Below are 19,490 nucleotides of genomic sequence, written 5' to 3' on the forward strand. Positions count from 1 at the left end.
ATCGCGATGAATGAATGGTGCCATGATTGACCACAGAGACTCCGGGCTGGGCGGATTGATTGCGATCGTAGGCATGGACTGTCGTTTCCCCGGCGCCGATGATCCGGATGAGTATTGGAAGATTCTTTCCGAAGGACGACACGTCTCCTTCGACCTTCCCACGGAACGCGGATGGGATCTTCGTCGCGTGTACAACGAGGACCCGTCCGTCGAGGGATCCACGTATATCCAACGGGGTGGCTTCCTACGGAATATCGGCGACTTCGATGCCACCTTGTTCGGGATCGGCCCGCGCGAGGCCGCTTCGATGGATCCGCAACAACGGATGCTGCTGGAAAGTTCTTGGCTGGCGCTGGAACGTGCGCGCTTGAGCCCACGGTCGTTGAGCAGTCTCCGCTCCGGCGTTTATGTCGGGGCGACCGACAGCTATTACGGCCTTGCGGGCTCGAGAATCCCTGGCCTGGAACGGCATCTGCTGATGGGCACGATGCTGAGTGCGACCTCGGGAAGGATCGCCTATGCCCTTGGCCTGAACGGCCCTGCCATCACAGTGGATACAGCCTGCTCGTCCGCTCTGGTGGCCGTGCACTTGGCGATTCGAGCACTCCGGTCAGGTGAGTGTGACGTAACGATCGTCGGCAGTGCCACCGCGATTTCCGATCCTTCGATGCTGGCACGATATTCGCGGCACAGGGTCCTCTCGGTGGATGGGTACTCGCGCGGGTTCTCCGCGGACGGCAACGGATTCGCTCCGGCGGAGGGTGTTGCGTCGTTGGTCTTGATGCCGTTGGAGCGGGCCGAACTCCTCGGGAAGCCGGTGCTTGCGGTGATCCGAGGCAGCGCGGTCAACGAGGACGGGGCCAGTGCCACTCTGCAGGCGCCGAACGGGCGTGCGCAGCAGGCGGTGATCGATGCCGCACTCGACGACGCCGGTTTGCTTCCCCAGCACATCGGCGCGATCGAAGCGCACGGTCCAGGAACTCCGCTCGGCGACGCCACCGAGGCCGCGACTCTGCAGACCAGTTACGCACGGCACCACTCCGCGGACGACCCGTTGTGGGTAGGTTCGGTCAAATCGAACATCGGCCACACACTGGCCGCAGCCGGTCTCGCGGGTCTCATCAAGATGGTGCTGGCGCTACAGCACGAACGGTTGCCCGCCACGCTGCATGTGGAGAACCCCATCGCGGGGGTGGACTGGTCGGCAGGGGGGATGCGGCTGCTGCGTCAGCCTCGTCCCTGGCCGCGAACGACCGGACCGCGTCGCGCCGGCGTCCTGTCGTACGGGATCACCGGCACCAACGCCCACGTGATCCTCGAAGAAGCTCCCGCGCCCGCCGGTGTCAGGCGTCAGACCCGGCGCCGGCGCGAGCCTTCTCCGTTGCGGCAGCAAATACCGATGTTGCCGCTGTATGCGGCGTCGCCGTCCGCTCTCGTCGCACAAGCCACGGCGCTCGCTCAGCACGCGCGGAGCCGGCGGGACCTCTCCGAGGTGGATCTCAGCTGGTCGCTGGGCACCACGCGCAGCGCTCTGACGCATCGAGCTGTTGTCACCGGAGGCGGGAAAGAGGAACTGATCGCGAGGCTGGATGCCTTCGCCGTGGCAGCGGTACCGGCCCCGCTCGGCGTTGCCGTGGGGCAAGTGAGGCACGGTCCGGGTCCGGTTTTCGTCTTCCCCGGCCAAGGGTCGCAATGGGTCGGGATGGGAGCCCGGCTGCTTACCGACTCGCCCGTTTTCGCTCGATCGATGGCCCGCTGCGCCGAGGCTCTGCGACCTTACGCGAACTTCGACGTCATGGAAGTGTTGCGCGGAGAACGGAATGCGCCGGTCGAGCGTGCCGAGGTGATCCAGCCGCTCCTGTTCGCCATGTACGTGTCGCTGGCCGAATTGTGGCAGAGCCTCGGTGTTACTCCCGCCGCCGTCATCGGGCACAGTCAAGGTGAGATCGCCGCAGCTCATGTAGCCGGCGCCCTCACACTCGATGGGGCCGCCCGCGTGGTTGCGCTGCGCAGCGCCGCTCTGCGGGCCGTCGACAGGCGAGGGGCCATGGCGTCCCTGGTGGCGCCCGCCGATCGCGCGCGGGAATTGCTGTCTCGGTGGAACGACCGGCTCGAGGTTGCGGTGGTCAATGGACCGTCGGCCACCGTGGTTGCCGGCGATGCCGAAGCGATGACGCGGTTTCTGCAGCAGTGCGAACACGACGGTGTCGAGAGTCGGCTACTACCCGTGGATTACGCTTCCCACAGCCGGCATATGGAGACGCTGCGCGATCGTATACTCGCCGATCTCGCGGGGATCACACCGCGTGAAGCCCGGCTGCCCATCATCTCCTCGACCACCGGCGAGATCGTCGATTCGACCAGTCTGGATGCTTCGTACTGGTTCGAAAACCTCCACCGGACTGTGCATTTCGACGACGCGATACGTCGTGCGCTGACCGCGGGATATCGGCAATTCATCGAGGTGTCGCCGCATCCCGTACTGACCGGCGCCATCGCCGAAATCGCCTCCGCGGTCGACATCGACGCCGGGGTCACTGGCACGCTTCAGCGCGGGCGAGGAGGAGGTGCGGACTTTCTCGCCGCCATCGCCGCCGCGCACGCACAGGGTGCCGATGTCGATTGGGAGGCACTGTATCCCGGTGCCCGCGAGATCGACCTGCCCACGTATTCGCTTCAACGTCGGTCCTACTGGCTACCCACGACGAGTACCGCACGGACTATGCGAGCGGGATCTTTCGACGTTGCGGATCACCCGTTGCTCACCGCCACCACCGACCTTTTCGACGGCGGCACGGTGTGTATCGGCCACCTCGATGTGAAAGAACAGTCGTGGCTGGCGGACCACAAGGTCTTCGACCGGGTCGTCGTGCCGGCTACCGCGACGGTCGAAATTCTTGCCTGGTGCGCTTCGAGGGCCGGCGGAAGCGGGGTGCAGGACCTGGTCCTGAGTTCTCCTTTGCTTCTTACCGACACAGCAGTCGATATCCAGGTGATGTGCAGCCCGGTGGGAAAGGACGGCCGCCGACGGTTAACCCTGCACTCCCGCGAACACGGGGACAAAGGGCCATGGCGCTGCCATGGTGAGGCCGCGACAACAGTCACCGCGGAAACCCCGGGCAATGCCGAGGACGCCCCACAGGAGCAAGTGTGGCCCCCGCGAGGAAGTCGTCGCGTATCGGTGGACGGAGGTTATCGCGCGCTACGAGACAGGGGCTACGACTACGGTTTCGCCTTCCAGAACCTGACGTCTGTGTGGAGCAAAGACACCACGCTGTACGTCGAAGTCCATCCGGGGCACCAACAGCGCGCGCACACCGAGGGCTTCCCTGTTCATCCCGCTCTGCTCGACTCGATCCTGCATGCTCTGCTGCTGACCGGATCCGAGCGGGGCACCGTTTTGCCGTACTCGATCGGATCCGCGCGGATACTGCCGCGGAGGGCCACCGATCTGCGCGCCACGATAAGCCCGGCCGGACAGGACCGCTACCACGTTCGGGTGACCGATCCCGAGGGAAACCCTGTCGCGGATTTCCAAGATCTACTCCTGCGTCCGGTGACGGAGCGTGGGTTTCGCAGGATGCTCGCCACTGGCGCTCGCCATGCGTTCCGATTGCTCTGGCGGCCGGTGGATTTGGGCAGCGACAGGGAAGAGGATTGTTCACGATGGACGGTTGTCGGCGCACGCCGTGACCTTCCGGGCGCGGATGTTCACCCCGATGCCCGCTCGTTGTCCCTCGCGCTCCAGAACGGGCGATGCGTACCGGAAGTCGTCTTGCTCGATCTTCGTTCCTCGACTCAGGTGAACGAGCTGCCAGGCGAAACCGCACTGCGTGAACACCTTTCGCGTCTGATGGTCGATGCGCAGACACTTCTGTCCGAAGGTCCGCTCGACAAATCGCTGATAGTCTGCGTCACTCGCCGCGCCCACAGCGCGAGCATCGCCGAGAGCGTGCCGGACGCGATCGGAGCAGCATGCGCAGGCATGATGCGCTCGGTCCTGAGCGAGAATCCGGGCCGTCTGCAGTTGATCGATCTCGACACCGGCCCGCTCGATCACCGGTTGATGATCGCCGCGATCGGCGCGGGCCATCCGCAGATGGCGCTGCGCGGCGCGAGGGCGTTCGTCCCACGGCTCGCTCCGGCGGTCGATGATCTGCTCCGGCCGCCCGCCATCGAGCAACCATGGAGGCTGGTCCGAGGTCGGGACAAGACCTTGGACAGTGTCATCGCCGCACCGGCACCCGACCTCACCGTGCCGCTCGAGCCGGGCCAAGTGCGGATCCGCGTGCTGGCCACCGGCGTGAACTTCCGTGATCCCCTCGTCGCTCTCGGCATCCTCGACGAGACCGCACTCGGTTTCGAAGTGGCCGGTGAAGTCGTGGAGGTGGGCGAGCAGGTCGGCGACGTAGAACTCGGTGCACGTGTCGCCGCGGTGGTGCTGCACGCGGGATCGAGGCCGGGCGGCTACGGACCCTTCGTCGTCGTCGACCGACGTGCCCTGCTCACTGTGCCCGCGCACTGGAGTCATGCCCAGGCCGCCGGCGCGCCCATCGTCTTCCTCACGGCCTACCACGCGCTCGTCGAGCTCGCGGAGGTCAAACCGGGCATGCGGGTTCTGATTCACTCGGCGGCGGGCGGAGTGGGCATGGCCGCTGTCCAGATCGCGGCCATGCTCGGAGCGGAGATCTACGCGACCGCGAGTCTCCCCAAGCAAGGGGTCGTCGAGGCGATGGGGATCCCGAGAGAACGGATCGCCGATTCCCGCACCCTCGGGTTCGAGCATCAGTTCAACGAGGTCACCGGTGCCACCGGCGTCGATGTCGTCCTCGGCAGCCTGGCAGGCGAAGCGGTCGATGCTTCGCTACGGCTCCTACGGCCCGGCGGGATCTACCTGGAGATGGGTAGGACCGACCTCAGAGATCCAGCTACTGTCACCGTCGCGTATCCCGAAATCACCTACGCGAGTATCGACATCGCGGTACTTCCCATATCCCAGGTGGAGGTAATCCTTGACCACCTCCAATCGCTGTTCGCAGACGGTCTTCTGAGCCCGCTGCCCGTCCAAGCCTGGAACATCGGCCACGCGCGGGAAATACTGCGATACCTCAGCCAGGGGCACAGCACGGGCAAGCTCGTTCTGACGCAACCCGTTTCGCTCGTTCCCGAAGAGACCGTCCTGATAACCGGCGGCACGGGAAGTCTGGGTGGATTGCTCGCGCGCCATCTCGTCACCGCGCACGGTTGTCGCCATCTCGTCCTTCTCAGTCGCCAAGGCGACCAGGCGGCCGAGGCCCGGAAACTGGCAGAGGAACTCAGTGAGATGGGTGCGGAGATCATCTTGGCGGCGTGCGATGTTTCAGACCGCGCCGCTCTGTCCGCGGTGATCCGGAACATCCCGTCGCGCCACCCTCTTGGCGCTGTCGTTCATGCCGCGGGGATCTTGGACGATTGTCTGTTCACCGACCTGACTCTCGATCGGCTCCACGGGGTTCTGTCGTCCAAAGCGATCGCCGCGCGACATCTCCACGAGCTCACCGCGGAAATGAACCTGCGCGCTTTCGTGATGTACTCATCGATCGCCAACGTCGTTGGCACGGCCGGACAAGCGAACTACGCGGCAGCGAACGCCTTCCTCGATGCGCTTGCCTATCACCGGCACAGCGTCGGCCTGCCTGCCACCTCCATCGCGTGGGGACTGTGGCAGCAATCCAGTGCGCTCACCGCCCACCTCGACGACACCGACCGAGCACGTCTCGCCCGGCACGGTCTTGCCCCACTCGACACCGCGGGCGCTCTGGCCATCTTCGACATGGCACTCGAGCTGGACGAGCCTCTTCTCGCCGCGACGGCGCTGTCGCCCATCGACCCCAGTACGCCGCTCGCAGCTGTATTGGCCGATCTGCCTCGACAACTCACGCCTTCGTCTGCCGGCGACGGGTCCGGCTCCTCCGCGGAAGACCTCCCGCGACCGGAGCTCATCGAGCTGCCACCCGGCGACCGAGTCAAAGCGCTGACCACCTTGATTCGTACCCACGCCGCTCTCGTGCTGGGACACCAGGATCCCGACGCGCTCGCGGCGGACCGCACCTTCCGAGACGCCGGGTTCGACTCGCTGTCCAATGTGGAACTGCGCACTCGGCTCAGCAGCGCTACCGGCGTCCGGCTCACGGTCGCGGTCATCCTGGACCATCCCACTCCGACTCGACTCGCCGTCTACATCAACGAGGTTCTCGACCACGACCGTCGCTCCCGGCTCGTCGACCTCCCGTAGATGGGGTAATCGCTTTCGAAGGGAAAACAAATGCCAACAGGCGACAACATGCCGCGCGTCTCCGCGCGAACGGTCGACGGAAACGATATCGAGGTTCGAAACTTTCGGTTATCCGATCTGGATCAATTGGTGGATATGGAGCGCGCCAAGTGGGACCACGAACAGGGCGCGACAGCGGAGGAATTGTTCGAGAGAATCGATCAGCTACCCCAGCACGCCGCAGGTGCGTTCGAGCGGGGTGCGGGCAGGCTCCTCGCATCCATGTTCGCTCGACCCGTCACGATGACGACGATTCGCGAGTCGGAAAGCTGGCGGGCGTGCGCCTACGCGCCATTGCCCCCGCCCGGCAGTACCGACTGCCTGTTCGGCGTGAGTCTGACCAGCACCAGCGCCGGCGCGGCGGAAGCTCTGTTTCGCGCCTTCTTGCCGCAACTGGCACTACTGGGTTATCGGAACCTGTACGGGGGGTCGACCGTTCCTGGACTACGCGAATGGATCAAGGCCAATCCGGAGGGTTCGCCCACGTCGTATGTCTATGCGACAAATGAGGATGGGCTGCCCCTGGATCGGCAGCTGCGCTACTACCACTTGAACGGTTTCCGGACGATCATCGCGCTCAAGCCCAACTACTTTCCGCACCCGCAGTCCCTCGACTACGGGGCCGTCATCCATCGGAGTCTTTGATCGAGTTGCGGGCCACTGCACGAGACGCAGGGGAAGGGGAGAAGGGAAATATGCCGCAGCTACGACCTGCGACCGCGCCGTTGAGCGAGTACATCGCCAAGCGAGAACCTGCGTTCTTTCCGGGGCTGGCCGCCGGCTGGCCTGCCGTGCAGCGGTGGGAATTTCACTTCCTCGGAAGGCTACGGCCGGAGCTGTCCATCGAATTGGTTCGAGGAGACCGGGAGAGCGCCGCGACGCACTTCACCGAGTCGACGCTGGGAGCGTACATGGAGCTCCTCGCCAGCGACGATTCCGGCGAGGAATCCTTGTACCTCAAAGAATTCAACCTGCTGCGGTGGTTCCCGCAGCTGCGGTCCGACATATCTGCTCGAAAGGAGCTCTTCCCGCGGCGGGTGTTCTCGCCACCTCCCGGAGTCTGGGTGGGTCCCGCTGATGCGCGCACCGGCGCTCACTACGACCTACTGGGAAACATCGCGGTGGTAATCCGCGGGAACAAGCGTTTCCGCATCGCTCCTCCCGGTTTCGTCGAACGGGCCGATGCGTTGTCGACGAAGTACGACCCATGGGCGCGCCTTTCGGCCCTACCGCTGGTCGAGATAGCCGCCGCGACGCGAACTTCGGAAGAGAGTCTGTACGAAGTCGAACTCGGGGCCGGAGATGTGCTTTACGTACCAGATCATTGGTGGCATGAAGTCTACAATCGCTCGGCCAGCATCCTGTTGAGCGGCTTCTTCGGCACCTACCAACACGTCGCGATGTGCGCGATCCGGGTCGCTGCGCGCCACCTGGCACACCTCGCGCGCCTCGACGGCGGCACCGCGTGTACCTGTCATGAAACTGTCGGCTGATTTCGTCATCCAATCCGGTTCAGGCGCAGGCGGCGCCGCTTTTCCGACAAGGAGCACTGATGAGAGAGTTCGTCCTCGACGACCTGAGTCGGCTGTACCGGGCATGTGAGGGAGTCGACCTGGAACTCACCGAGAAGGCACTCGACCAGCCCTTCAGCGACCTCGGCCTGGACTCGCTCGGCACGATCGAATTGGCAGAACGAATACAACGGGAATGGCATGTCCGCATGCCCATCCTGTTACCGAACGAGACCGTAGAGATTCTCCGGACTCCACGGCTCGCGCTCGAGTACGTCAACAAACTCTTGGCGTCGCAGGATAGGCAGTAGAAGCGGAAGGAGGTCGCGGGTGACGCTATCGGTCGACGACTTGATCGAGACTCTTTACCGCGGTTTGAGTGGCGACGTCGGTCTACTGGACGGCGTCATGGCCCCCGACTGGAGCGACGACTCATCCGGGCAGGCATCAGGACGTGACGAGATCGAAAGTCTCGTCGCCGCAATCAATCACGCCTTCTCTCGATTCACGATCGTCGTGCGGACGATCGTCGACGGACGCGGGGAGGACGGCAACGGGATGGTCGCGGTCCGCGGGGAGATGCGCGGCGTACACGCCGGAGAGTGGCTCGGTGTGCCAGCGACCGGAAGAGCGGTCCGAATCCGGATCCATGAATTCCACGAGATCGCCGACGGCCTCGTCGTTCGATCCTGGGGCCTCGAGGATTGGTTCGGTTGGCTTCGCCAGGTCGGTGCCGTCAGCGGCGATGGCCCCGGCAGCTATGAAGGGAAACAAGGCGTCTCATGACAGAGCTCTCCCGCGAGATACCGACTGCGCCGGGCGCCCGGCCTTTGATCGGCCATCTCGTGCCGTTCTTGAAGCAGCCGTTCACCTTTCTGGCTCAGCTGCCCGAACACGGGGACCTCGTGAAGATCCGCCTCGGTCCGAAAGTGGCTGTCGTGATATGTGATCCAGGGCTGGCTCGCAAAGTGCTGGTAGACGATCGGACCTTCGACAAGGGGGGTCTCTTCCTGGAGCGAGAGCGGGAGTGGCTGGGCGAAAGTGTTGCCACGTGTACGCACAGCACGCATCGGCACAAGCGCCGCCTGGCGCAGCCTGCCTTTCATCCGAAACGTCTCGCGGACTACGCGCACACGATGACCTCTCAGATAGCCTCCGTCGTAGACGGTTGGCGTTCTGGTCAGGTCCTCGACGTCTGTCCCGAGATGTTCACCATCACCTCGCGGGTATTCGGCGCCGCCATGTTCTCCAGTACCCTTCCGGCAGGCGTGCTGCATCAGGTGATCAGCGATCTCACCACCACCTTCGACGGTACGTTTCAACGCACGTTGCTGCCCGACGCGATCAGCCGTGTGCCGATTCCCGGCACCCGACGGTACAACCACGCCAATCGTCGCTTACGGACGACGATGAACGACATCATTGCCGAACGCCGAGCGAGCGGCATCGACAACGGTGATCTGCTCTCGGCGCTCCTGACGGTCCACGACCGTGAGAGCGACGCGCGCGGCACGATCGACGACGATGTCAGCGATGCCGTCGTGACGTTCTTCGTGGCGGGAACGGAGACCACTTCCTCCGCGTTGGCGTGGGTGCTCTACCTACTTGCGAAACATCCCGAGGTCGAGGCGCAGCTACATGCCGAAATCGACAGCGTGCTCGCGGGACGGCAGCCCGATTACAGCGACATGGAGCGGCTGCGGGTGGCGACGAGGATCGTCACCGAAACCTTGCGTCTCTATCCCCCCGCATGGTTTTTCACACGCATCGTCACCGCCGGGGTCAGACTCGAGCCGTACGAGCTACCGGTCGGCAGCACTGTCGCCCTGAGCCCGTACCTCATCCACAGGCGGGCCGACCTCTACGACCGACCCGATCGTTTCGACCCGGACCGTTGGCTGCCGGAACGCGCCGCGGCGTCCCCCGGAGCCTTTTTGCCCTTCGGTGGTGGGGCGAGAAAGTGTATCGGGGAAGCCTTCGGGATGACCGAGGTCGTTCTGGCCTTGGTGACTATCGCGAGTCGCTGGCGGTTGCAGACCGTCGCCGGTTCGCGCGTTCGCCCGCCACTCTCCGTGTCATTGGTACCAGGAGGACTGCATCTGCGTGTTCTCGACCGCCGGGCGGGTCGATAAAGCTGAGACGAGTCGCGGCTTTCGGGCGTCGTGTCGCGATGTGAAGAGAGGTATTCGGTGTTCGAATTGACAACAGCTGAACAGGAATTGCTGCCTTCCGATGACGATGTCGAGTTCTATCAGCAGCACGGCTGGTTCATCGCACCACGATTGTTCACCGACGAAGCGGTCGACGATGCGTTGGCCGCGTTGGAGGCGCATCACCGCCGGGAGCGTGATTACGTACTGCCAGGTGCGATCGACGAACTCTACGACTGGGCCCCCGGTGCGGTTCACCAGATCCGGTTCAACGACTATGTGGCGCTGACGAATCGCCGCCTCCGCGATTTCATGCTGCAGCCGATAGTCGCGGCGATCGCGGCCCGGTTGGCGCAAACGAGCCAGATCAGATTGTGGCAGAGCAGCATTGTGTACAAGCAACCACAGACCGGAGACGGCGATACGACGATCGGTTGGCACACCGACCGCGCCTACTGGCGTAGCTGTACCTCGACGAAGATGCTGACCGCATGGATCGCTTTGCAGGACTGTGACGAGGACATGGGACCCGTGGTGATGATCGACGGAAGCCACCGCTGGCCGGATACGGAGGCCGTTCGTGCTCTCAGATTCGGTCGAACTTTTTTCGGCGCCGATCCGGCGCTGTTGCAGGACCGGCTCGAACGTACCGGTATGCCACTTCGATTCGTGCCCTTGTTGTTGCGCAAGGGGCAAGTCAGTTTTCACAACTGCCTGACGGTGCACGGCAGCGGCGCCAATCTGAGTAAGCGGGCCAGGATCGGTGCAGCGGTCGACATGCAGGATCACCTGAACCGCTACCAACGGGTTTACGACGAAGCAGGTGAATTGCAGTCGTATGCCAACGATCGGATGTGCCGCAAGCTGCCGAATGGGGATGTCGACTACAGCGATCCCACGATTTGTCCAGTGCTGTGGGATGCGTGACGCGCCATCGCCGTATCCGTACGGATGTACCGTTTCGAGAAGAGGTCTCATGTTCGAGTTGTCAACTGCTGAACAAGAGTTGCTGCCGTCCGACGACGATGTCGAGTTCTACCAGCAGCACGGGTGGTTCGTCACCCCACGATTGTTCACCGACGAAGAAGTGGACGCCGCGTCAGCTGCCTTGGCGGCACATCACCGAGGTGAGCGCGACCGGAAGTTGCCGATCGTGCTCGACGAAATGGACGACTGGACCGTGGGATCGGCCCATCGGATCCGATTCAACGACCACGTCGCGCTGACCAACGACAGTCTCGGCAGCTTCATGCTGCAGCCGATAATCGGTGCGATCGCGGCGCGGCTGGCGCAGACCAGCCAGATCAGGCTTTGGTTGAGCAGCTTGATCTACAAGCCCCCGCGCACGGAAGTCACTCTCGAATGGCATGCCGACCGTGTTCATTGGCACACGTGTACCTCCACCAAGATGCTGAGTGCGTGGATCGCTCTGCAGGACTGTGATGAGAACATGGGGCCGGTGGTGATGATCGATGGGAGTCATCGATGGCCGGATACCGAGCAAATTCGCGCGGTTCGCTACAACGACACCTTCTTTTGTGGCCCCGACCCGGCGAAGGCGGAGAGGCTCCTCGAGAGCACCGGAATGCCGATTCGTCGCGTGCCGCTCCTGTTACGCAAAGGACAGGTGAGTTTCCACAGCTGCATGACGATTCACGGCAGCGGCTCGAATCTGAGTGACCTTGCGAGAGTAGGGCTGATCGTGCACATGCAGGATGCCGCGAACCGATACCAACGGGTTTACGACGAAAATGGGAAACTGCAGTCACATGTCAACGATCGGTTGTGTGGCAGGCTGCCGAACGGGGACATCGACTACAACGATCCCAAGATTTGCCCAGTCCTCTGGGGACATGACTGAATCCCCCTCCGGTGCGCCCGGAGGCCTACTGAGGTCGGGAGCGTGGCCGGATGTGCGGCGAGCAGGCGAGGAGCGTGTTCTCTTCGTCGCGACGGTCATCGACGGTGGGGTGGAAGCGGTGCTGGAGGTACTGATCCGGGGGCTGGAGGAGCGTGGTGTGCGGTGTGGCGTGTATGCGCCGCGGGGCAGCCCTGGCCGGGTCGGGACGTTGTGTGCGCTCGGCGCGTGGATCGGGTCGCCCGCGCCGGTGGCGGCACGGCTCGCGCGGGGGGAATTCACGGTGGTGCACGCGACATCGGCGTGCCCGACCTGGCCTGGTCTGGGGTCGCTGCTGCGGTGGGCGTCGCTGTTCGCGGGGACGGTGGTGACCGCGCACGTCAGCACCCCGACCGATGTGACCGAGGTGCGGTTCGACGAATACACAGCGGTGTCGGCAGAGGCGGCCGCGGCCCTGATCACGCGCACAGCGACTTCGCCTCAGGTGATCGCGAATGCTCCGGACGTGGCGGTGTGCACGCCGGGGCCCGGTCGGGCGGGTCCGCGTCCGCAGCTGCTGTGGGTCGGGCGCGCGGTGGATACCGACTGGCCGTCCAAAGGCATCCACGGGCTGTTGTATCTGGTGGCGGCCGATGTGCTGACGGATTTCGAGGTCGTGATCATCGACACCGAGGACAATGCGGAGACACTGGGGCTCGACGATTGGTTGGCAGGGCGGGTGGACTACCGGCCCGGCTTGCGTTCGAAAGCCGCTCTGGTGCAGTGCTATCGGGATGTGGCCGCCGGTGGCGGCGCGCTCATCTCCACCTCGCGGTCCGAGGGGCATCCGATGGTGATGCTCGAGGCGATGGCCTCGGGCTGTCCGGTGATCGTGCCCGACAGTCCCGGCTTCGGCATGGTCACCGACGGGGTGAACGGGCTGAAATACCGTCGGCGCGAGGCATTCTCCGATATTCCCCGTTGTTTGCGCGAGCTCGGCGATACGCGGATCCGGGAAAGGATCGTCGCGGGCGCGCTGGCCTCGGTCGCCGGAGACGGGCACCCGGACCGGATGGTCGAGGCCTATCTGCGGGTGTACCGGTCGCTGCCGCCGCGATCGTTCGGGCATCGAGCCAGGGGCGTGCTGGAACTGGCTCGGGGGTTGGCGTGGCATCGACGATCAGGTGGTGATCTCGGCTTTTAGACGCAGCCTCGCGGATCGAGTAAGCGGCCTATCAAGCTCCCGGAACGTACTCGGTGTGTGGGACAGCTTTTGCCCACAGCGCGTCGCGCACGGTAATCGCGCGCGCGACATCGACCGGATCGTGCGTCAGGCCGTAGCCCACGAAATCCTCGTCGTCGAACAATGTCCAGGCAAGCGTGTCATCGTCGATCAGGCACCACTCGTCCTCGGTGTAGTCCTCGGGCTTCAACCAATGACGAGGGAGCCAGCGAATATCCTCACCGTGTGCCTGGTTGCGCCCGGTTACCGCGTGGAGAAAACGGATGTATTCGGTCAAGGGTTCGGTGACTACCCGGACACGCTGCATGGCGACTCCTCTAGCGGTGGTCGCGTCACTCAGGTCCTCCCATTCCTTCCATAGGGTCGGGTAGTCGTCCGGGTCCAGCGGCACCAGCCCCGCCTGATAGCGACGCATCGGTTCGTGCTCGTCGCTCACGATATGTTCGTCTTCTCTCTCGAATTGAAAGGCGCGATACCGAGCCTGGCCGAACAGAGAAGCGATGTCGGACCGGGGAAGAAAGAACATAGTGGCGACCTTCCGAAATCTCAAAACTGATCTGTCGACATTCTGCATCTTTCGGATAGTCTGTCAGCCACCCGTGTCATGAAACCTCGGCCACTGATCGGCTGATAATTCGCCTGGAGGCCCGGCAGCACTTCGACGACCGACGCTTCGAACGGATGAAGCGTATAAAGCACAGTGACCCGCGGCGCGGCCCGCTGGGCAGGGTCGCGTGGCACGCTGACGCGGTGGGTGCAGGCACGGAAGCGATCGCCACTGATGAACCTCAGCCATTCACCACTGATCACGGCAAGAGAATCGGCTGGAGTGTGGACCCTGCTCCAAGCCTTGCTGCGCGGGCTGTACACCTGCAGCCCTTCGATAGGGCTACCCAGCATCAGGCTGATGAGTCCGTAGTCCTCGTGAGCGAGAACGCGAGCCGGCGAGGCAAGGCTCCCGGCGGCAGTGTTGATGGGCGGGTAGTGATTGATCCTCAGCACATCGTTCGTGGGGAAGATCTTCTCGTCATAGAGCGAAGGATCGACATCGAGATATCGGAGCAGTGCTCTGCCGAGCCGCGGGGTCAGTTCCTCGCACGCCTGCCAGAACCTTCTGAATTCGGCTTCGAATTTCGCGTCCGGCCAGTAGTCGAGCGCATTGTCCGCATCTTCCCCTGGAATTCGGAAGGCAGATCTATCGAATTCCCACGCTTCTACCGCATGGGGCAGCGAAGGCATGCTTTCCTGGAGCGGCACGTACCCCAGATAATAGGGCTCACCATAGGCGCAGTCCGGTGAGACGAACCTCATTTTCTGCTGATCGGGTGTCGTCGTGAAAATGTTCAGTGCCTGTGTATCGATGGCCTGAAGCTCTTCGGCGCCGATACCGTGGTTGATCAGTATCGCGATCCCGACGTCCTCCATGGCGGTACCCAGAAGGTTGACGAAGCGATCTCGTGCCGCCGAGCTGCCCTGTAGATCCGCCATGTCGCAGACCTGTGGCCGGAAATCGTCGTCGAAATTGTCGTCGGGGCTCTCGATGAGCGTGTACTCGGAATAGCCGAGATCCTCGTATACCCCTCCGAAGTTGGATACCGTATCGCCGGCTTCTTTGTTGCTCACGTCGTGACCCCTGTCGGACGATGATATCCAAGCGAAAATATCGGAGCGGTGCCTGATATTGATGACGCGGATCTGCGTTGTAATCAACATCGCATCACCACAGCTGCGCTGTCAATGGTCGCTGATCAAGGCGGCGTTCGTGTCGGCGATCGGGGATTCTCTCCACGCGTGCACAGTGCGCCTTTCGGCGATCCGAGGAAGCCGCTCGAGTGTCAAGGCCCATGGACCTCGGGCCCGGAAGTTCGGTTGCGCCACTGGCGATTTCGATACGCGGGGACGGATTCCTATGCGACACTTGGGATTCGAATCATGTGTCGGTGGGTGGCCGCGGCGGTCGGTGGCGGAACCTCGGAACGAAATCAGGTATTGCTCGCGGTGTCGGGAGTCTCGGCACCGCGCCCGCGAAGGCTCGAGGGTCGTCAGGTGCGGCACTGGCTTCGCGGGTCAACGACGACTGTGCAAAGGCGCGTGGCGATATGAGCATGACTGCGGACCGTCGGACATTTCTGAAGGGCACTGCGCTCGTCGCCACGACGGGAGCACTCGGCGCCTCGGCGCTGCTGTCGGCATGTGCGGGCGGATCCCGTGGAGCCCGACCGGTTGGCGACACAATCCGGTTCGGATTTCTGGCCGACATGCAAGTGCCCGACCCGGACATCTTCTACGAGGGCGAGGGTCTCCAGGTCACCCTGAGTGTCTACGAAGGTCTGGTCGCCTACAAACCCGATTCGCCCGAAATCGGGCCCGCCCTTGCCGAGTCGTGGACGATGACCGACGACGGCCTCGTCTACACGTTCAAGCTACGTCCGGGTGTCACCTTCCACGACGGCACGCCCATGACGGCCGCGACGATCATCGAGAGTTTTCACCGGCGTGCCGCCGTCAACCAAGCGCCGGCCTACCTGGTCGCCGACGTGGCATCGATGTCCGCGCCCGACGACTCCACGCTCGTTGTCGAGCTCCCGCATCCTGTGGAGCCGTTCCTGGACTACCTCGCCTGCCCGTGGGGACTCAAGGCGGTCAGCCCGACCGCGGTGCGGACCCACGGCGTGAACGGAGATCTCGCGCAGGGCTGGTTGAGTACGCACGATGCGGGGACAGGGCCCTACCAGATCACGGAGTTCGTGCCGAGCAGTCACTACACGCTGACCGCTTACGACGGGTACTGGGGAACGAAACCGGAATTCACCTCGCTGCGCGTAGAGATCATCCCCGACATCACGACACAACGCCTTTTGCTCGAGCAGGGGCAGCTGGACATCGTCACCAAGGGGCTGCCGATCGCCGCGATCGAGGCGATGAAGACGAACTCGGCGTTGACCGTGGTGGAACATCCGACGGCGTTCAAGTCGTCGATCTTCCTGAACTGGAAGAAAGGCGTGTTCTCCGATCGCGAGTTCCGCCAGGCGATGCGCTCGGCGGTGGACGTTCCCGCGCTCATCGAGCCGGCGTACGGCTCGACGGCCTCGCGATCCACCCAGTTCTACCCGGCCGGAGTGTTGCCCGAGGGCGCTGCCCCGGACGCGCCCGACCATGATGTCGCCCCTCTGAAGGCGCTGATCGCGAAACTGCGGGACAGTGACAAACAGATCGACCTCGCCTACGACGAGGCGGGCGGAGCGACCGATGCCCGCGTCACCGAGCTACTACAGACACAGTTGGCAGCGCTGGGATTCACTGCCACGGTGCGGGCCATGCCCACCTCGCAGGTGTTCGCACTGCATTCGACGCCTGTCGGACAGCAACCGCACATGCTGGTCCACGGGTCCGGCGGTGACGCGCTCAATGCCGACACCACACTGCGGATCTTCTTCCGCACGGGCGTATCGCCGATCAACTGGTTCAACTATTCGAACACCGCTCTCGACGCCGTCATGGACGCCGGGCAGCGCTCCCGCGGCAAAGCGGACGCACAAGTGCAGTGGGTCAAGGGCGCTGAGATCGTGATGGATCAGGCGTGGGTTGTCAACCTCTACGACATCAGAGATGTCATTGTGACCAACTCCGGCATCGGCCAGATCGTGCATACTCTGCTCGGCTTGGGGATGGTGCCCATCAACCTGCTCCGGAAGGTGAAAGCGAGGTGAAGCGCTCCCTGAACGGCGCGGCTCGCGCGGACGAAGGCGGCGAGTCGGCCGCCACACGCACGCCCCGCGCACGTGTGAGCGACCTCCATGTGGTGTTTCGCCGCCGAAGCGTCGCGTTACATGCGGTCCGGGGCGTCAGCATCGAGATCGCCGCCGGAGAGATCCTCGCGCTCGTGGGGGAGTCCGGCTCCGGCAAAAGTGTCTTGGGGTTGAGCCTGCTCGGACTCCCGGTCGGCGATCCGCCTGCCGTCGTAACCGGACGGGCCGAGGTGTGTGGTGTCGACATGGTTACCGCCCCGCGTGCCGAGCGACGCAAGATCCGTCGCGCCCACCTGGGTGCGGTGTTTCAAAATCCGATGACGTCGTTGAATCCGACGATGCGAATCGGCGACCAGGTGCGGGAAGTCGCCGGCTCGACCGCGGCGGCAGTCCGGCTGCTCGACCTGGTCGGCGTCCCGCAGGCCGGCAGCAGGCTGCGAGCGTACCCGCACGAGCTTTCCGCGGGATTGCGGCAACGGGTCATGATCGCGATCGCGATCGCGGCGGAGCCGGACCTGATCATTGCCGACGAACCGACGTCGGCGCTGGACGTCACGGTGCAGGCGCAGATTCTGGCGTTGCTTTCCGACCTGCGGGCGGAGCTCGGTTGCTCGGTGCTGCTGATCACTCACGACATCGGCGTCGCCGCGGAGGTCGCCGACCGTGTCGCGGTCATGTACGGGGGGCGTCTCGTCGAGATCGGCGCCACGACCGACGTCCTCGCCGCCCCCTCTCACCCCTACACGGTCGGCCTCTTGGGTTCGCGACTCGATCTCGGTCTGCCGTTGGGCCATCGCATACCGGTGCTGACCGGTATGCCACCGGATCCCCGTGACCCCCCGCCGGGTTGTCCGTTCGCTCCGCGTTGCTCGCTTCGCACCGACGAATGCGATCGGTCGCTGATCCCCCTGACACCGGCTGCCACACACTCCGGTCGCGCGGCGTGCATCCTCCCGGCGGAGGTCGACCGGACCCACGCGCGCGGGCCGACTCCCGCTTTCCCGCCGCTGGTCATCCCGGCCCGTTCCCGACCTGCCGTGCGTTGCGTCGAAGTCGGCAAGGGCTTCCGAATTCGCAACCGTCTGGGCGGGCGCGAGATGTTGCCGGTGCTGCGCAACCTCGACCTGCGGGTGGAAGCGGGCGAGGCCGTCGCGGTGGTGGGGGAGTCCGGGTCGGGCAAATCGACACTGCTGCGGATGATGGCGGGACTGGAGAAACCCGACAGCGGTGTCGTCGAGGTGTCCGGATCATCGACGCAGATGATCTTCCAAGACGTCAGCGCGTCGCTGACACCGTGGCTGACCGTCGGCCGACAGGTCGGCGAACGGCTGCCGCGGACGCTCGACCAGGCCAGTCGCCGCGCTCAGGTCATCGCAGCGCTCGAACGCGTCGGGCTTCCGGCAGCCGTCGCCGACCTACGTGCCGACAGCTTGTCGACAGGGCAACGCCAACGCGTCGCGTTCGCGCGGGCGACGATCGTTGTTCCCGCGGTGTTGCTGTGCGACGAGCCGACCTCGGCGTTGGACGCGCCGCTGGCGGCGTCGACGTTGAACTTGATTCAGACACTGCGGCGCGAGTTCGGGCTGACGGTCGTCTTCGTCACCCACGATCTGGCCGCGGCGCGTTTCATCGCCGACCGCGTCGCGGTGATGTATCGCGGCGAGATCGTGGAGATCGGTGCCGCCGAGGAGGTGGCATTCGCACCGTCGCACCCCTACAGCAAGGCGTTGCTGGCTGCGGTGCCGAATCCCAGGAGCGCACCGGTACAGCAGCACAGCAAGCCGACGGGCGCGACGAACGTTCCGTCGACGGCGACCGCCACGACCAGTGGCGCGGGCAGCGAATCGGCGGCCGCGTCAGTAACGCCACGCCGACGCGCGAAACCGGGTGATGTGATCACCCTGTGTGTGCTGGCGACGCTGATCGTCGTCATGCTCGGCGCGCCGTGGATTGCCCCCTACGACCCCGATCTACCGGTCGGGCCTCCGACATCCCCACCGAACGCGGCGCATTGGCTCGGTACCGACGAGGTCGGGCGCGACATCCTGAGCCGCGTCCTGATCGGCATGCGCTCCAGCTGGTGGGGCGCTCTCGGCGTGATCGCGTCCGGAGTCGTCCTGGGCGGCGCCGTTGGGCTCGTCGCAGGCGCCCTCGGCGGATTCGTCGACCGGATCCTCATGCGCGTCACCGATATCTTCATCGCCCTGCCTGCAGCCTTGCTCGCGATCGCCGTCGTAGCCGCGATCGGGCCGTCGTATGTGCATACGTTGTCGGCGGTGGCACTCGTCTGGTGGCCGCTGTACGCACGAGTCGTGCGGGGCGAGGTGACCAGGCTCCGATCGCTGCCGCACATCGACGCCGCGCGACTGTCGGGTGCCGGCCGATTGAGGCTCGGCTGGCTGCACCTGCTGCCCGGCGCGTGGCCGCCGACCATTATCGCGGCCAGTCTCGATGTCGGCGCCTTGATCCTGATGCTGTCCGGCCTTTCCTTCGTCGGGCTCGGCGCTCCCGCGCCGGCTCCCGAGTTGGGTGCGATGTGTTCGAGGGGCTTGCCCTACCTCCTCGATTCCTGGTGGGTGCCGATCATGCCCGCGATCGGGCTCTTCGTGCTCGCCACGATCGCGAACCTCGCTGGTGACGTACTCCGCGACCGCCTCACCGATCGCTGACCGCACTCCGCCATTGCC

At 64.4% G+C, this 19,490-nt stretch carries 13 protein-coding genes; 11 read left to right on the forward strand and 2 right to left on the reverse strand.

Annotated features, from left to right (window positions below):
• Positions 1–22: 22 nt before the first annotated feature.
• Genes NAM01S_RS10640 through NAM01S_RS10680 form a run of 9 tightly spaced genes read left to right on the forward strand, consistent with a single transcriptional unit; the run spans position 23 to position 13,015 of the window.
• The gene (locus NAM01S_RS10640; RefSeq protein ID WP_169810835.1) at positions 23–6,274 is read left to right on the forward strand and encodes a type I polyketide synthase; all 6,252 of its coding nucleotides are present in this window, start codon (positions 23–25) and stop codon (positions 6,272–6,274) included.
• A 30-nt stretch (positions 6,275–6,304) separates the two neighbouring features.
• Positions 6,305–6,958: a hypothetical protein gene (locus NAM01S_RS10645; protein ID WP_157107688.1), complete on the forward strand. Its 654-nt coding sequence runs from the start codon at positions 6,305–6,307 to the stop codon at positions 6,956–6,958.
• A gap of 50 nt (positions 6,959–7,008) precedes the next feature.
• Positions 7,009–7,806, forward strand: a complete 798-nt coding sequence (locus tag NAM01S_RS10650) for a cupin-like domain-containing protein (protein WP_084482795.1) — start codon at positions 7,009–7,011, stop codon at positions 7,804–7,806.
• A 59-nt stretch (positions 7,807–7,865) separates the two neighbouring features.
• A complete protein-coding gene (locus tag NAM01S_RS10655) occupies positions 7,866–8,135 on the forward strand; it encodes an acyl carrier protein (RefSeq protein ID WP_067783197.1) in 270 nt (89 codons plus the stop codon).
• 19 nt (positions 8,136–8,154) lie between these two features.
• Positions 8,155–8,610 carry an ester cyclase gene (locus NAM01S_RS33910; RefSeq protein WP_084482797.1) on the forward strand — a complete coding sequence of 152 codons (456 nt, stop codon included), beginning with the start codon at positions 8,155–8,157 and terminating at the stop codon, positions 8,608–8,610.
• Positions 8,607–9,956, forward strand: a complete 1,350-nt coding sequence (locus NAM01S_RS10665; protein WP_067783202.1) for a cytochrome P450 — start codon at positions 8,607–8,609, stop codon at positions 9,954–9,956. The genes NAM01S_RS33910 and NAM01S_RS10665 overlap by 4 nt, the downstream gene beginning before the upstream one ends.
• Positions 9,957–10,013: 57 nt before the next feature.
• Positions 10,014–10,901, forward strand: a complete 888-nt coding sequence (locus tag NAM01S_RS10670; protein ID WP_084482799.1) for a phytanoyl-CoA dioxygenase family protein — start codon at positions 10,014–10,016, stop codon at positions 10,899–10,901.
• 49 nt (positions 10,902–10,950) lie between these two features.
• A complete protein-coding gene (locus tag NAM01S_RS10675; RefSeq protein WP_067783207.1) occupies positions 10,951–11,835 on the forward strand; it encodes a phytanoyl-CoA dioxygenase family protein in 885 nt (294 codons plus the stop codon).
• Positions 11,828–13,015, forward strand: a complete 1,188-nt coding sequence (locus NAM01S_RS10680) for a glycosyltransferase family 4 protein (protein WP_084482801.1) — start codon at positions 11,828–11,830, stop codon at positions 13,013–13,015. Before NAM01S_RS10675 ends, NAM01S_RS10680 begins: the two co-directional genes overlap by 8 nt.
• 31 nt (positions 13,016–13,046) lie before the next feature.
• On the opposite strand, the gene NAM01S_RS10685 is transcribed toward NAM01S_RS10680, so the two are convergent.
• Both NAM01S_RS10685 and NAM01S_RS10690 read right to left on the reverse strand, forming a co-directional pair.
• Positions 13,047–13,580, reverse strand: a complete 534-nt coding sequence (locus tag NAM01S_RS10685) for a DUF6879 family protein (RefSeq protein ID WP_067783213.1) — start codon at positions 13,578–13,580, stop codon at positions 13,047–13,049.
• A gap of 20 nt (positions 13,581–13,600) precedes the next feature.
• Entirely contained in the window at positions 13,601–14,677 is a 1,077-nt protein-coding gene (locus NAM01S_RS10690) for a 2OG-Fe(II) oxygenase family protein (RefSeq protein WP_084482876.1), read from the reverse strand.
• 635 nt (positions 14,678–15,312) lie between these two features.
• Between NAM01S_RS10690 and NAM01S_RS10695 the strand changes: the two genes are divergently transcribed.
• Together NAM01S_RS10695 and NAM01S_RS35930 are read left to right on the forward strand one after the other, a co-directional pair.
• Positions 15,313–16,764: an ABC transporter substrate-binding protein gene (locus tag NAM01S_RS10695; RefSeq protein ID WP_067783219.1), complete on the forward strand. Its 1,452-nt coding sequence runs from the start codon at positions 15,313–15,315 to the stop codon at positions 16,762–16,764.
• A gap of 173 nt (positions 16,765–16,937) precedes the next feature.
• Complete coding sequence (locus tag NAM01S_RS35930; RefSeq protein ID WP_253798795.1) at positions 16,938–19,472, forward strand: oligopeptide/dipeptide ABC transporter ATP-binding protein; 2,535 nt, start codon at positions 16,938–16,940, stop codon at positions 19,470–19,472.
• The last annotated feature ends 18 nt before the right edge of the window (positions 19,473–19,490 follow it).

It is taken from the genome of Nocardia amikacinitolerans NBRC 108937 (genome assembly GCF_001612615.1).
GTDB lineage: Bacteria > Actinomycetota > Actinomycetes > Mycobacteriales > Mycobacteriaceae > Nocardia > Nocardia amikacinitolerans.